The organism is Nocardia sp. NPDC102475 (genome assembly GCF_055584605.1).
In genome coordinates, this window is sequence record NZ_JBVJLS010000041.1 from 42,895 (window position 1) to 57,809 (window position 14,915).

A 14,915-nucleotide genomic window follows, 5' to 3' on the forward strand; every position below is an offset into this window, starting at 1 on the left:
GTGAACTTGTCGGAGAGTGCGGAGTTGTCAGCAAGAGGTGTCACCGATTACACCCTTGCGTTCGAGTTCGCCGAGTTCACGGTCGCCGAATCCCATGAAAGTGGTGAGTATTTCTCGATTGTGGGCGCCGAGTTCCGGTGCCGGTTCGGCCGTCCGGGGCACGTCGTCGAAACGGATGGGGGACCCCGGTGCTAGATGTGTCGGGATTCCGGGCTGTGTCAGCAGCGACATCATGGGGTTGTCCCACACATCCGTTGACGCGGGATCAACGACTTCGTCGAATGAGCGGTACCTTGCCCACAACAATGAGGTCGGCCGCAACGCCGCTTCTACATCCTGTGTGCTCTGGCATTCGAACCACACCTGGAAGAGTCCGGCCAGCACCTCACGGTATGCATACCTGTCGTCCTCCCTGGTGAAATCGATACCCAGCGACTTCTCGAGTGCGGTGACAACGTGCTCCTGTCCCGTTACGTCGAGCAGGTCGGCCCAATGGCGTTGGGTGAGTGCGACGATCATCAACTTGTGACCGTCGAGGGTGGTGAAGTCGCGTGCGAATCCACCGTAGAGATGGTTGCCGATTCTGGGGCGGCTCGATTCGTTGATCTGGGCTTCGCTCAATAGGCCCAGGTTCCCCGCTGTGGCGAGTGCGACGTCTTCGAGCGCGATCCGAACATGCGCCCCCCGTCCTGTTTTCTGCCGGTTCAGGACGGCGGTCGTAATGGCCAGCGCCGAGTATATTCCGCAGGTCACGTCCCAAGCAGGGAGCACGTGATTGATCGGATCCGCGTACCCATGGGGGCCGGTGACCATGGGGAATCCGACGGCGGCGTTGACTGTGTAGTCGACTGCGGCCTGCCCTTTCCAGTTTCCCTCGACACGAACGACGATGGCGTCCTGTCGGAGTATGCGGAGCTGTTCGTAGCCGAGCCATGAGCGGCCCACCGCGTTCGTGAGCATGATCCCGGACGACGGCCCGCCGGTGCGCAGTAGATTTCGGATGATGTCCCGGCCGGGTTCGGACTTCATGTCGATGGTGAGCGACTTCTTGCCTTTGTTCAGGCCAGACCAGTAAAGGCTTCGTCCAGCGGCGGTGCGCGGCCAGCGATCTCGGTCCGGGCCCCCGCCTATCGGATCGACGCGGATGACTTCGGCTCCGAGTTGAGCGAGTGTCATTCCGCCGAGCGGAGCGGCGACGAAACTCGACAACTCGATGACCCTCAATCCCGCAAGCGGGCGATGGGTGTTCGCGTGGGCTTCAGTCATCGGCGGCCTCCGGTCCCGTTCGGGTGCGATGGATATCGTCGAGGATCTCCATCGCGATGGATGTCGTGCGCGCACCGAGGGTGCTCAGCAGGGTGAAGACATTTGCTACCTGTTGCGGCGTGGCACCGAGTTTCAGGGCATTTCGCACGTGTATCTCGATTCCGGGACGGTAGAGGTGCGACGCCGTCGCATCGAACGCCACATACACGAGTTCCTTCATTGCGGGGCTCAGATGGTCAGTTGCCCACGGATGCGCGGAGAAGTTGAGGTACGCCTCGAAGTAGCCTTCGTCGAGGCGCAGCAGCCCCTCCCACACGGCGCTCCAGTAGCCGCGTTTGTTCATGAAGGCCGATTGAAGCTGCTGCTGCCGCGGCGACAGCGGCGAGCCGGCGAGCGGTTCGATGGCGTCGAGAAGTGCGGGCAGTCCCTCGGTACATGCGTGCACCCCGAGCGCACTGGTGAGTTCGATGACTTCGACGACTTGAGGTTCGGTGGCGCCGGCTTCCAGTGCGCGTGTGATGTGCAAACGAATACGCTGCGCATCCAAATCGGTCACCGCAGCCGTTGCAGCAAGGCAGATGAGGTGTTTCTCAGCGAGGGTCAGGGACGGGTTGGCCCAGGCGACTGCGTCCAGGGCGCGGAGTGCGGTCAGATATCGGGGGTCGCGCCGACGAAGGCTCTGCTCGGCGAGTTCGCCGAGCGGAGCGATCGACGGCGCTTCGGAATCAGGCACCGACCAGATCCTGAGTCGGCGACGGCGCGAGCCGGCGTTCACGGATCAGTGTCGCCGTGACCGCTGACAGCGCGGTCGCGACGGCGACATACGCGGCGACCGACCACAACGACCCTGTGCGAGAGAGCAATTCGGTGGCGACGATCGGCGCGAAAGCGCTACCGAGAATCTGGCCGAGGGTGAACCCGATCGACAGGCCCGAGTATCGGATCCGGGTGTCGAAGCAGGCCGCGAGCATGCTGCTCAAAGCCGACCACGCTGCGCTGTAGGGAATGAACAGGATGAGGTATCCGATGATGGTCAACGCGATGTTGCCGGTCTGCAGCGTTGCGATGAAGACAGGGGCTGCGGCGATCATGCCGACGGACCCGTAGACGAAGACCTTACGGGCGCCGACCTTGTCGACGAGCTTACCGAAGAGCAGGACCCCGATGATGACGGCGACCATCGCGACGATGACAATGGCGAGCATGGTATTGCGTGAGTGGCCCTGCTGCTTGGTGCCATACGTAAGGCTGTACACCGTACCGACGTAGAACGTAACGCCGACCGAGACGCTGGTCAACGCCACCAGCAGTACACGCAGGGCGTTCGTTCGGAAGACCTCGATCACCGGCATTTCGGCGACAGCCCCGGACTCGACCACATTCTTGAACGACGGCGACTCCTCGATCTTCATTCGGATGGCCACGCCGAAGACGACAAGGACGATGCTGAGAATGAACGGGACACGCCACCCCCAGGTTTCGAAGGCATGAGGCGACAATGGGGCAAGGGCGAAGAAGACTATGTTCGCAAGGATGAGGCCGAAAGGTGCGCCGAGCTGGACCAGGCTAGCGCGTGATCCATGTTTGGCCTCCTCGGCATGCTCGGTAGCCATGAGGACGGCGCCGCCGTACTCTCCGCCGAGCGCAAAGCCCTGGATGAAGCGCAACACGACCAGCAGGATCGGCGCTGCCAGACCGATGGTGGCGTGGGACGGGACGAGACCGATCAACAATGTTGTTCCACCCATCGACATGAGTGTGAACACGAGCATGGATTTGCGCCCGACCCGGTCACCGTAGTGACCTATCACGATCGCGCCGATCGGTCGCGCGATAAAGGCAACCGCGAAAGTCGACAGGGACAATAAGGTGCCGGTCAGAGGGTCCACCGAGGGAAAGAACACAGTGCTGAACACCAGCGCCGCCGCTGTTCCATAGATGAAGAAGTCATAGTATTCGATTGTGGTCCCTACCAGGCTGGCCAGCGCAACCCGTCGGGATTTTGTTGATGTGTCAGACATCGGTGTCTCCTTATTTTTCTGCCGACAGATATGGCGGACGAAGAGAGGGGCGCCCCCGGCGCACGGCAGAACGGAGCCGTCGGCTGGCGCGATAGCGAGGGTCCCGGTATTCGTCGTGAAGCGAATCGAGTAACGAGAGAACGTAAGCCGGTGACCACCTGTCCGCCCACGCCAGAGGGCCGAGCGGATAGTTGGTGCCGAGTTCCATAGCGGTGTCGATGTCAGCGGCCGAGGCGATTCCGAGGTGGAGTGCTTCGGTCGCTTCGTTGATGATCATGCTGACCACGCGGGCAACGATCAGGCCGGGGGCGTCATCCACGCGAATCGGATCGATTCCAGCTCGACGAAGGAGCGCGGTCACTGCACCTGCGAGGTCGGTGGAATCCTCAGATCCCGAAAACGCCAGGCAGGCAACGGCGTTCATGTCGAGTGGACGGTCGATCAGGACGACGGGACCATTGTCGATCGAGGCCTCCTCCTGCGCGCTGATACCTCGGGTGATCCGAACGTTGCCGAGCCCGGGCAGCGACAGGTACTGGTGCGGGCCGGGAATGAGTTCACCGGTGATTCCGCCGCGCAGGAGCAGCTGTTCGAGCTCGGCCGAGTCCCCGTGCAGCTGGATGCCCCCCGGCGCGGGACGGGAGGGTTCCGGTTCCGGCGACGAGGCAGTGATGGCGACTCCGTCTGTGTAGACGTAGAACCCTGCCCCGGTTTTGCGTCCGAGACGGCCGGCTGCGACCAGTTCACGCTGCATCAAGGACGGAGCGAACCTGGGGTCGAAGTTGAAGGCGGTCCAGACGGTTCGGGTCACGGTCTCGTTCACGTCGTTACCGACCAGATCCATGAGCTCGAACGGCCCCATGCGAAAGCCCCCGGCTCCCCGGATGAGGCGATCGATGACGTCGAACGGAGCAACGTTCTCTTCCGCCAGGCGGAGGGCTTCGCCGTAAAATGGCCGAGCGATGCGGTTGACGATGAAGCCGGGTGTCGATCGCGCCACTGTCGGCGTCTTTTTCCAGGACACCGCCAACTGCCTGATCTCGTCGACGAGCGCGGGATCGGTCTGGATTCCTGGGACGACCTCGACAAGTCGCATGACCGGCACCGGATTGAAGAAATGCATACCGATCACGCGGTCTGGTCGGGTCAGCCCTGCTGCGATATCCGTGATCGAGAGCGAAGACGTGTTCGTCGCGATCCGGCACAACGGCCCGAAGTGATCGAGCGCCTCCTGGAGTACCGCATGTTTGATCGCCGAGTTCTCGACGACGGCTTCGACGACTATGGTGTTCGGCTCTGCGGAAAGCTCGCGAACGGACGTTGCGGTCAGCAGCCGTTCGGATAGGTGCTCTAGTAGTTCAGGTGCTCGGCGGTCGAGTCGAGACCGAATGTTGCTCACTGCGGTGGCGAGCTGGTCCGGATCGAGGTCGACCAAGCCGACGTAATGGCCGGCAGTCAGTGCCACCTGGGCGATCCCCTGCCCCATCGTGCCGGCGCCGATCACGCAGATCCGCGGCGCGCTATTTGTCATTCGGAATCCTCCGAGGAGCTTGAACTGTGTTCACGGTCACTTCTTGCGTAAACTGTAAGACATTTGTAACCTCTGTCAAGTGACTGACAGGAAGAGTTTGGTAGCCGTGCTGGGAGCGGGCACGATGGGTCAAGGGATCGCGGTGACACTTGCTCGTGGAGGACGCAATGTCCGGCTCTTGGACCGCGACAGCCCGCAGTTGGCGCGTGCCGCCGACCTGGTTCGCGACTTCTTCGCCGAGAGTGTGCGGCGCGGAAAGATGACCGAGGACGACTCGACATCAGCGCTGCGGCGAATCGAATACGTCGCGGATCTCGCCGATATCGCCGGGGCCGGGTTCGTTGTCGAAGCACTGCCGGAGAACCTGGCGCTCAAGACCGAAGTGCTGGCCCACGTCGAGGAAATCTGTGCAGTCGACACGCAAATCCACACCAACACGTCGACCCTTCTCATCGGGTCGATCGCCGACAGCCTCGCTCGACCCGAGAATCTCGTCGGCACCCACTACTGCAACCCCGCGCCGCTGATGCCGCTTGTCGAGGTCGCCCGTGGACCGAAAACCAGCGACGACACCATCGCCGCTGCCGTCGCTCTGCTCGAGTCAGTCGGCAAGACACCCGTGATACTCCGGGACAGCCCTGGGCTGATCACGAACTTCCTTGTGGTTGCCTTCGAGAACGACAGCATCAGAGCGCTGGAATCCGGGCTCGCCACAGTCGAGGAGATCGACCGCGCTGTCACCGCTGGTATGGGATTTCCGATCGGCCCCTTCCGACTGCTCGACATCGTCGGTCTCGATGTGCACCTCGCCGTGACCACCAGCCTGCATCGCCAACTCGGCGACGATCGGTACCGAGCACCGGACACAGTGCTGCGGATGATCGCCGCAGGACGTCTCGGCCGTAAGGCCGGCCACGGCTTCTACACATACTCGAAGGAGCACGCATGACGACTTATGGGATTGTCGGAGCCGGCCGTGTCGGCTCGACGGTAGCGGTGGGACTCGCGCGCGGTGGCCACCACGTGATCGTGATCGACGAGGTCGCGGACAAAGCCAACGGTCTCGCTGACAAACAGCCCGCCATCACTGCTGTTGACCGGGTTTCCGAACTCGCCGACTGCGACGTGGTGCTCGAGGCGATACCAGATGAGCTGGACAGCAAGATCAGCGTCCTTGGCCGGTTGGCGAAAAGCAGTGCGGTGGCGGTGCTGACCGCGACATCGTCGTTCACGGTGGCGCAGCTCGCCCGCGAGTCCGGACTCGGCGAGCGTCTGGCCGGGTTCCACTTCCTGCCCACCTCGGCCGGCAGTGGACTCATCGAGATATCCGGAGCTACATCGACCAGTAGCGAGGCCACAGACGCGGCGGTCACGTTGAGCGACGCACTGGGGATACCGTGGATGCGCGTATCCGACGTTCCCGGACGGGTGACGCGGCGGCTGCTCGTTCCGTTCATCAACCAGGTACTCGACGCCGCGGCACGCGGTGTCGCGTCACCGCAGGACATCGACCGTGTCGTAAATCTGGGACTGGGTCATCCCGTTGGCCCCCTGGTTGCGTTGAAGCGCGCCGGCCTCGGTGACCACTTACAAGTTGCCGACAACCTCTACCGCCAATTAGGTGACCCGGCGTTCGAAGTGCGAACCAGACTGACCGATCACGAAGAGACAATCCAGGCCACCTCGGACCTGACGGAGGAACGAATCAAATGAATTACCAGGACATCATCATGGACGTCACCGACGGTGTAGCCGTCGTGACGATCAACCGCCCCGATCGCGCCAACAAGCTTCGGTTCCAGACAGCAAGGGAACTGCTCGACGCTTTCCGGCGCGTGCGTGAGGATCGAACCATCGACGTCGCGATCCTGACCGGAGCCGGGGGCAAGTTCTTCTGTATCGGCGGCGAGCACGAACCGTTGGAGTCGCTCGATTACTCCGGTGTCATGCCCGTGATCGACCTGTACGAGTTCATCGACACCATGCCCAAACCTGTCATCGCGGCGGTCAACGGTTACGCCGTCGGCGGAGGCAACGTCCTGCAGGTGGTATGCGACCTATCGATCGCGGCACCCCATGCCGTCTTCCGGCAGGTCGGACCAATGGTCGGAAGCTTCGACGCGGGATATGGCACCTGGTACCTCGAGGAGGCGATCGGACGCCGCCGCGCCAAGGAGATGTGGTATCTGAACAAGAAATACACGGCGGACGAGGCGCTGAACATGGGGCTGATCAACGAGATCAGCTCCGGTGGGTCGGCCCTCGACCGAGCGCTCGAAATCGCGGGTGTGCTCCGCCAGCGCGGCCCGTTCGCTATTTCCGCGGTCAAGACCGCGTTCTCCGGGCGACACTCAGGCGTCGTTGGTCAGGCCAGAATGGCCCACGACCTGCTCCTGACCGCCTACCGCAGTACCGCGGAATGTCAAGAGCTGTCCGACGCCTTCGAGGCACGTCGTGAGCCCGATCGAAGCAGGTTCAATCGATGACCGAGATCGAAAGCGAATTGACGCACCTGCTGCAGATGGTCCGCGAACTTGCGACGAAGAAACCCTATGCCAACGCCGACGCCGCATCGATGCTCGGCCCGCTCCGCGATACCGGCCTCCTCGATCTCGCGGCCGACACATTCGAGATCGCTGAGGTCGACGCGCTCGATTGGGCATCACAGGTTATCCAGGAAGTGGGTCGAGAATCGGGTTCCGTAGCGTACTTCCTCGCGTCCCGGTACGTATCCCACCGCGTACAACTCCGTCGCGGAGTCGATCTGCTCACTCGCGAATCTGTTGCCGCAATTGCCCACTCGGCTGGCGGCGAACTGCGATCAACGACTGCGCCGCTTGTGGTCACTCCAGCCGCTGTCGTTCTCCTCGCCCCTACCGATGCCGGCGTCCTCGCCGTTTCGATGACAGAGTTCGAAGTGGTCACCGAGGTGCCGAAGCGCACCGGACTCGGCGGCGCCGCACTCGGTGGAATCTGTGCGGTCGCCGGCCCCGATGACAAACTGCCGGACCAGGACGCATCGGCAGCGTGCGCCGACTGGGACATCTTGGTCGCCTCGGCTGCGTTGGGAGTGGCCGACGCGGCCCTGTCCGCGTCGGCTGACTACGCTCGAATTCGACGCCAATTCGGTAGTGCCATCGGATCATTCGCCGGCCTCCGGGCCATTGTCGCGGAGATGGCAGACCAAATCGACTGCGCCCGTGCGTTGTTGACGACAGCCGTCACTTCCGGACCCGATCCGCGCGACCGTCGTGTGGCCGCCGCCGCTGCCGCGGCCCGCGCATGCCGCGCGGCCGTCGGTGTCGCGCTCTCCGCGGTCCAGGTACACGGCGGGTACGGATACATCGATGAGTTCGCGGTCGCCGGCCATGTACGCGATGCCCTGAGCCTGCGAGCGCGTTGCTCGAGCACCCTGAACGCGAGGCGATTGATCGCCTCCGAGCACCTGGGTTCCAGAGACACAGGCACGGAGGCCCGATGACTATCGCTGAGATCGCCCGCAGAGCCCTCGAACTACCCGGGACCGCCCTCACTCAGAGGTTGATCTCGGAGCGATTCGAATCCGGAGTATGGGCCGAGCGTTCCCTTGTTGCGTTCCTCGATGAGGCGGCGGCCGCGTTTCCCGACCGGACAGCAGCAATCACCGTCGACGAACGCGGCGATGCCGTCCGCACGCTGACCTACGCCGAACTCGATGCACTGAGTCGGCAGGTGTCGGCTGGCCTGCTCGCGAACGGTGTGGGGCCCGGATCCGTGGTCACCGTGATGATGTCCAACTGTGCCGAGTTTCCGGCGGTCGTTTACGGCATCCTGCGGGTCGGCGCCACCTACTCAGGGATTCCCATCACCTATGGCGCGCACGAAATCGAGTTCATGACCAGGCGTGCCGGGGCCGACATGATGATCATGTCGGGATCACACGCCGGCCGAGACCTCGCCGGTCTTGCCGCTGCCACGCTCGCCGATCGCGATGAGGTACTTGTGGTCGTCGTCGACGGTCCCCGTGGCCACCAGGGAATGGCGTTCACCGACCTGATCGCGCACGGAAGCTACGCCGGGCCCGCACATGTCGATCCCCTCGCAATCGCCCAGTTGGCCTTCACATCCGGGACGACCGACGAACCCAAAGCGGTGATGAACCTCCACACAACCCTCGATGTGGTGGTGCGTGGTTGGTCCGCACACGTTGGCCCGACGAGCTACGGCGATCCGATGCGCAACCTGGTGATGTCGCCGGTCGGCCACGCGACCGGGTTCATGTGGGGCGTGCTGCTCACCGTTCATCTCGCCGGCACTGCGGTCTACGTCGACCGCTGGTCGCCGGCCGCCGGAGCTCGAGTGATCTCAGAGCAGCGGATCACCTGCATGGTGGGGTCGCCGACGTTCCTCATCGACCTGTTACGGACCGCGAATCTCAGCGCGGCGTCCGCCCCGGACCTGGACCTTGTGGTGGTTGCGGGTGCGCCGATTCCGCGGCCTCTCATGCCGGAGGCGCGTGCGGCATTGGGCTGTCAGGTGATCCCGGCATGGGGGATGACCGAGTTCGGTATCGCGATCTCCGGCCGTCCAGCTCTCGGACGACGCAATGACGAGACCGACGGAATACCCGTCGCGGCGTGCGAGATTCGAGTGTGCGACGAGGCCGGATCCCCGCTGCAGGCAGGTGTGGAAGGCGAACTACAGATCAGGGGTGCCGGGCTGTTCGCCGGCTACTACGCCCGGCCTGACTTCACCCGTGACTCCTTCCGGACGGATGGTTGGTTCGTTACCGGTGACAGGGCTGTGGTCGAAACTGACGGGTGCGTGACGATTACCGGCCGCACCAAGGACATCATCATTCGTGGCGGGGAGAACATTCCTGTCGCTGCGGTCGAGAGCTTGATCTTCCGCCACCCCTCGGTCACGGACGTCGCCGTCGTCGGCTACAGCGACGAGCGGTTGGGTGAGCGCGCATGCGCATTCGTATCCCTCACTGCGGGAGCTCGACTCGACCTTGCCGACCTGTCGACCTTTCTCCTCGATGCCGGACTGTCCAAGCGCTACCTGCCCGAAAAGCTGATGGTCATCACCGATATGCCCAAGACGATGAGCGGAAAGATCCGCAAGGTCGAGTTGCGGGAACGACTTCGAAAGGACGGCGAGCATGCCTGACACACACGGTGCCGGCCCGGTTATCCGCAGCGATGAAGCCACGAGCACCGAACTACCGCTGTCGGGAGTGCGGGTCATCGATATCTCGTCGTCCTATGCCGCACCGACCACGTCGATGTATCTGGCGGATATGGGTGCCGACGTTGTGAAGGTCGAACCGATCCGTGGTGACGATGCGCGGGGCTGGGGGCCTCCGTTTCTCAACGGCGAGGCTGCCTGGTTCCTGTCGGTCAATCGCAACAAGCGAAGCATCTGCCTCGACATCACCACCCCGGGAGGCCACGCCACGCTGATGAACCTGCTCGAGTCCGCGGACGTCTTCGTGGAGAATCTGACTCCGGCCAAGCTGGCCAGGCACGGTCTGGCACTGGACGCACTCGCACAGCGTTTCCCTGCGCTGGTGATCTGCGCGCTGTCCGGCTACGGTCTCGATGGGCCCGACTCCGCGCTTCCCGGCTACGACCTCATCGCGCAGGCACGGTCCGGACTGATGAGCGTGACCGGCCCCGCCGGCGGCGCACCACAACGAGTCAGTACAGCACTGTCCGACGTCGCCGCCGGAACGATCGCGGCTTTCGCTGTATCGTCCGCGTTGGTCAGGCAGCGAACAACAGGGGTCGGGGAGATCATCGACATTTCCCTGCTCGAAGCAGACCTTGCCTTCCTCTCGCCCAGGATCGCGAGTTACCTTGCGGGCGAACCCGAACCGCACCCCAGCGGCGGGACCGACTCCGTCGTTGCCATCTACCAGTCATTCGAAACGGCCGATCGCCCGATCGTCGTCGCCATCGGCAACGACCGGCACTGGTTGAAGGCCTGCCGGGTTCTCGGTCTCGAGCACCTCTCGACGCAGTCCGACCTCGCTACGAATGCCGGGCGCCGAGACCGCCGGCCGGAGATCGTCCGAATGTTCCAAGACGTCTTCTCGACCGTAACGGCGGATCGCGCCCTGGAAATGCTGCAATCCGTGGGCGTTCCATCTTCCCGGATCCAACGCCTTTCCGAGGTTGTAGCAGATCCGCAGGTCGTGGCTCGGCAGGGGATTGTCAAGCAGGACCACCCCGTCGCGGGGCCTTTCGAGAGTGTTGCCAGTCCATGGAAACTCGCGTCCGATCCCAACGCACGCACGATTGCGACCCCGGCGCCGCTCAAAGGACAGCACACCCGAGAGGTGCTCGCCGAACTCAACCTCGAGGACGAGCAGATCGAAGAACTGATCAGAGAGGGCGTGGCATGGTCGCGGTAATAGGCAGGCACGATGAGGGACGCGTCCGAGTTCTGACACTGGACCGGCCCGAGAGCCTTAACGCACTCAACAGTGAGATGCTGTCCTCGCTCCAGCACCACCTCGCCGAAATCGAGGCGGATGAAGGTGTCGGATGTGTCGTCATACGCGGTGCGGGCGACCGCGCGTTCTGCGCCGGCGCGGATCTCGACGAGATCCGCGGGCTGGACTATGAAGCGGCGCATCGCTTCCTTTCCCGCGGGCACGGGGTGATGACCGCGATCGCCAACGCTCGAGTCCCCGTGGTCGCCGCCGTCGACGGGTGGGCACTTGGCGGCGGGTTCGAACTGATGCTTGCCTGCCACATCGTTGTCGCCTCCACGTCGAGCCGCTTCGGGTTGCCCGAGGCGAAGATCGGATGCATGCCCGGATTCGGTGGTACACAGCGTCTCCTGCACGCGGTGGGTAAGCCGGTCGCGCTGCACATGATGCTGTCCGGCGAACCGATCGACGCACAGACTGCATGGCAGGTCGGGCTGCTGTCCCAGCCGCCGGCGCAGCCTGTAGATCTCGAGTTGACTGTGCGCGCACTCACCGAATCGATCGCGTCCGGTAGCCGCACAGGAATGAAACGCATTCTCGATGCCGCGGGAGCAGCCGCCCGGCCGGCCGCTCTCGACTACGAGGCAGCCCTGGCAGCGGCCGCGATCGCGTCGGCCGACGGTCAGGAAGGAATCACTGCGTTCGCTGAACGCAGGCCGCCGATTTTCGAGAGAGGAAGCTGGTCATGACCCCGGAGCCGTCCGATGCACTTGCGGCCGTCCGTAATGTGATCGCGCGGATGATCGCCCCCGACGCCGAACGGGTCGATCAGGCATCCACCTTCCCTGGTGCCGCGATTCGCGCGCTCGGAGAGGCTGGCGCCGGTGGGCTGCTCATGCCCGTCGAGTACGGCGGTCAGGCCCGACCGACCCGCGAATACGCCGAGGCGATGGAACTCATTTCGGCTGCCTGTGGTGCCACCGCCACGGTCTACATGACACAGATGCACTGCGTACACCCCATCAACCTCGCGGGCACGCCGCAGCAGGCTGATAAGTGGATTCCCGCGCTGTGCTCTGGCGCGGCGATCGGAGCGATCGCTCTAACGGAGTCCGAGGCGGGTTCCGATGTGGCGGCCATGCGTACCGTCGCCACGCGGCACGACGATCACTACGTCATCAACGGAAGCAAGATCTTCATCTCGAACGGCGATACGGCCGATGTGATCGTCTTGTTCGCGACAGTCGATCCCGCGCTGGGCAAGGACGGCATCACCGCTTTCCTGGTCGCCACCGAGAATCTCCACGGGTTCGACGCCGGTCGACCGATGAAGAAGCTCGGCCAGAAGGGGGCATCAACCGTCGAACTCACGTTCACCGATTGCCGGATACCCGTCGACTGGCGTCTGGGAAATGAGGGCGCCGGATACCCGCTGCTCCTCCGGTCTGTCCTGAACTCCCGGATCAGTGCCTCCGCCCAGGGCGTCGGCTTCGCACAAGGCGCCTTCGACGCAACAGTGCGGCATCTCATGAGGGACGGACTGCTCTCGGCCCAGCGCCGGGATGCACAGGACCTCCAATTCGACCTTGCGCGCATCCGATCAGAGATCGCTGCCGGTCGCGCGCTCGTACGCGAGGTTTGCGACCTGGTCGACTGCGCGGCGCCGGAAGCAGCTGCGCAGGTGTCAGTGGCAAAGCTGCATTGCACGGCGCTCGGCGTCCGGGTGGCGGCCGAATGTGTCGCACTCCTCGGTGATGACGGTGACCGCTGCGACCTCGGCGCGGAGCGTCGCCTGCGCGACGCCAAGATCACCGAGATCTACGACGGCACAAATCAGGTCCAGAGCATGCTCATCGCCCGCGATATCCGCATCAATGCGGCCGCAGTCCAATGATCAAGGAGAGTTCTATGCAGATTGATGTGCGGGGCAAGGTTGCTCTGGTCACGGGAAGTTCCGCGGGTATCGGCATTGGATGTGCCCATGCGCTGAGCGCTGCCGGTGCCCGCGTGATCGTCACGGGCCGCCGAGGTGATCAACTCGAGCAGGTGGCCTCCAGCGTCGCCGAACTCGGATATGAAACTCCCTCGGTTGTGGTCTCTGATGTGTCCAACGCAGACGGGATCTCGCGCCTTCTCGATTCGATTTCCGCGTTGGGCGAACGCGTAGACATTCTCGTCAACAATGCCGGCGGATCACGGCCCACTCCCTTGGATGCGGGAGACGAGTTCTGGGACGAAGCCCTCGGGCTGAACTTCACCGCCGCCCGGCGCCTGACCGGAGCGCTCCTACCCGCAATGCAGAATGCCGGGTGGGGCCGCGTGATCAATATCAGTGGCTCGATGGAGCCTCGCTCGCTCAATGCGGCGTCTGCCGCAAAGGCAGCACTGCATATCTGGTCCAAGGGTCTGTCATGTGACGTTGCTAGCGCCGGCATCACTGTCAATTGCATTGCGCCGGGCAGGATCACCAGTGAGCAGACGATGAACCGGCTGCATCCGGATCCTGGCGCGCGAGATGAGTTCATCCGCAGAAACATCCCGGCAGGCCGCTTCGGAGAGCCCAACGAAATCGGTAGTGCGGTGGCCTTCCTCGCCTCCCCTCTTGCCGACTACATCACCGGCGCGGTGCTACCCGTGGACGGCGGCATGCACTACTTCGCCCATTAGCATGGCGGCAATCGAACCAATGGCAGCGCCACGATCGTGCCTGTTCGTACCCGCGTCCAATGAACGCATCCTCACCTCCGCGCGGACCGCTCCCGCCGACATGATCATTGTCGATCTCGAGGACTCGGTGATTCCACGGCAGAAGGAGACTGCGCGACGGCGGGCGGTCGAGGCCATCGCCTCAGGCGATTGGTCGAGCCCGCGCCTCAGTGTGCGCGTGAACGCTTGGGAATCGCCGTGGCTTCTCACCGATGTCGCTGAACTCGTTCGTGGGTGCGGCGCGAACATCGACTCGATCATGCTGCCGAAGACCCGGTCCGCAGTCGATGTAACCTGCCTCGATCGGATCCTCGGCCAGCTCGAGCGTGAAGCCGGCCTCACTTCGGGCGGCATCCGAATCGACGCGCTTATCGAGGATGCAGCAGGGTTCGCTCAGCTCGATTCCATCGCCTCGGCAGGGGAACGGCTGCGTTGCTTGTGTTTCGGTGCGATCGATCATCGTGCGTCGATGGGATTCCGCGCTGGGGCGGCGGGGGACCTTCAGCAGTCGGCTCGGCTGGCGATCATCGGGGCTGCACGGGCGAATGACAAGCCTGTCGTTGACGGCCCGTTCACGAATGTCCGCGATGCGGATGCCTTTCGTGTGGACATGATGCGGTGTGCAAGTGAGGGTTTCGACGGACGCCTGCTCCTCCATCCGGGACAGATAGAGATCGCCCACGCCGGATTCGTGCCTACCGCAGAAGAAACGACACTCGCCACACGCATCATGGCCGCGCTGGATGACTCGGCCTCGACGGGGAGTGGTGTTGCCGTACTCGACGGGGTGATGGTGGACGAGGCCACACAGAAGTGGGCGCAGCGGATCGTCGCCAAGATCGAGCCCACCACACACGTGAATGGTGAGGCGCCCATGAAAGGACTCTCAATGATCGTGTCAAGCCGCGACTGCCGTCGGGACGGGTGTGTCGAGGGTGAATTCTCTCCCGTCGCGCAGCAGTGCCCACAGGAC

The 14,915-nt window shown here is 63.5% G+C and carries 14 protein-coding genes; 10 read left to right on the forward strand and 4 right to left on the reverse strand.

Features of this window, described 5'->3' with window-relative positions:
- Nucleotides 1-27: 27 nt before the first annotated feature.
- The 4 genes from ACZ60G_RS41915 to ACZ60G_RS41930 are packed head-to-tail and all read right to left on the reverse strand — an operon-like array spanning nucleotide 28 to nucleotide 4,818.
- Complete coding sequence (locus ACZ60G_RS41915; protein ID WP_465817680.1) at nucleotides 28-1,266, reverse strand: CoA transferase; 1,239 nt, start codon at nucleotides 1,264-1,266, stop codon at nucleotides 28-30.
- Nucleotides 1,259-1,999, reverse strand: coding sequence for a carboxymuconolactone decarboxylase family protein (locus ACZ60G_RS41920; RefSeq protein WP_465817682.1), 741 nt, complete (start codon nucleotides 1,997-1,999; stop codon nucleotides 1,259-1,261). Before ACZ60G_RS41920 ends, ACZ60G_RS41915 begins: the two co-directional genes overlap by 8 nt.
- A complete protein-coding gene (locus ACZ60G_RS41925; RefSeq protein WP_465817684.1) occupies nucleotides 1,992-3,287 on the reverse strand; it encodes an MFS transporter in 1,296 nt (431 codons plus the stop codon). The genes ACZ60G_RS41920 and ACZ60G_RS41925 overlap by 8 nt, the downstream gene beginning before the upstream one ends.
- Before the next feature lie 10 nt (nucleotides 3,288-3,297).
- Complete coding sequence (locus ACZ60G_RS41930) at nucleotides 3,298-4,818, reverse strand: 3-hydroxyacyl-CoA dehydrogenase NAD-binding domain-containing protein (RefSeq protein WP_465817685.1); 1,521 nt, start codon at nucleotides 4,816-4,818, stop codon at nucleotides 3,298-3,300.
- A gap of 79 nt (nucleotides 4,819-4,897) precedes the next feature.
- Here ACZ60G_RS41930 and ACZ60G_RS41935 point away from each other — a divergent pair, with 79 nt between their 5' ends.
- From ACZ60G_RS41935 to ACZ60G_RS41980, 10 genes are all read left to right on the forward strand, one after another.
- The gene (locus ACZ60G_RS41935; RefSeq protein ID WP_465817687.1) at nucleotides 4,898-5,767 is read left to right on the forward strand and encodes a 3-hydroxyacyl-CoA dehydrogenase family protein; all 870 of its coding nucleotides are present in this window, start codon (nucleotides 4,898-4,900) and stop codon (nucleotides 5,765-5,767) included.
- Nucleotides 5,764-6,531, forward strand: a complete 768-nt coding sequence (locus ACZ60G_RS41940) for a 3-hydroxyacyl-CoA dehydrogenase family protein (RefSeq protein WP_465817689.1) — start codon at nucleotides 5,764-5,766, stop codon at nucleotides 6,529-6,531. Before ACZ60G_RS41935 ends, ACZ60G_RS41940 begins: the two co-directional genes overlap by 4 nt.
- Nucleotides 6,528-7,304 carry an enoyl-CoA hydratase-related protein gene (locus ACZ60G_RS41945; RefSeq protein ID WP_465817691.1) on the forward strand — a complete coding sequence of 259 codons (777 nt, stop codon included), beginning with the start codon at nucleotides 6,528-6,530 and terminating at the stop codon, nucleotides 7,302-7,304. The genes ACZ60G_RS41940 and ACZ60G_RS41945 overlap by 4 nt, the downstream gene beginning before the upstream one ends.
- Nucleotides 7,301-8,299, forward strand: coding sequence for an acyl-CoA dehydrogenase family protein (locus tag ACZ60G_RS41950; RefSeq protein WP_465817693.1), 999 nt, complete (start codon nucleotides 7,301-7,303; stop codon nucleotides 8,297-8,299). The genes ACZ60G_RS41945 and ACZ60G_RS41950 overlap by 4 nt, the downstream gene beginning before the upstream one ends.
- Nucleotides 8,296-9,969, forward strand: a complete 1,674-nt coding sequence (locus ACZ60G_RS41955; protein ID WP_465817694.1) for an AMP-binding protein — start codon at nucleotides 8,296-8,298, stop codon at nucleotides 9,967-9,969. Before ACZ60G_RS41950 ends, ACZ60G_RS41955 begins: the two co-directional genes overlap by 4 nt.
- The gene (locus tag ACZ60G_RS41960; protein WP_465817696.1) at nucleotides 9,962-11,215 is read left to right on the forward strand and encodes a CaiB/BaiF CoA transferase family protein; all 1,254 of its coding nucleotides are present in this window, start codon (nucleotides 9,962-9,964) and stop codon (nucleotides 11,213-11,215) included. The genes ACZ60G_RS41955 and ACZ60G_RS41960 overlap by 8 nt, the downstream gene beginning before the upstream one ends.
- On the forward strand, nucleotides 11,203-11,985 hold the full coding sequence (locus ACZ60G_RS41965) for an enoyl-CoA hydratase/isomerase family protein (RefSeq protein ID WP_465817698.1): 783 nt from the start codon (nucleotides 11,203-11,205) through the stop codon (nucleotides 11,983-11,985). Before ACZ60G_RS41960 ends, ACZ60G_RS41965 begins: the two co-directional genes overlap by 13 nt.
- Nucleotides 11,982-13,130: an acyl-CoA dehydrogenase family protein gene (locus tag ACZ60G_RS41970; protein ID WP_465817700.1), complete on the forward strand. Its 1,149-nt coding sequence runs from the start codon at nucleotides 11,982-11,984 to the stop codon at nucleotides 13,128-13,130. Before ACZ60G_RS41965 ends, ACZ60G_RS41970 begins: the two co-directional genes overlap by 4 nt.
- A gap of 14 nt (nucleotides 13,131-13,144) precedes the next feature.
- The gene (locus ACZ60G_RS41975; RefSeq protein ID WP_465817702.1) at nucleotides 13,145-13,903 is read left to right on the forward strand and encodes an SDR family NAD(P)-dependent oxidoreductase; all 759 of its coding nucleotides are present in this window, start codon (nucleotides 13,145-13,147) and stop codon (nucleotides 13,901-13,903) included.
- A gap of 1 nt (nucleotide 13,904) precedes the next feature.
- A partial coding sequence (locus ACZ60G_RS41980; protein WP_465817704.1) for an HpcH/HpaI aldolase/citrate lyase family protein occupies nucleotides 13,905-14,915 on the forward strand: 1,011 nt, incomplete at its 3' end.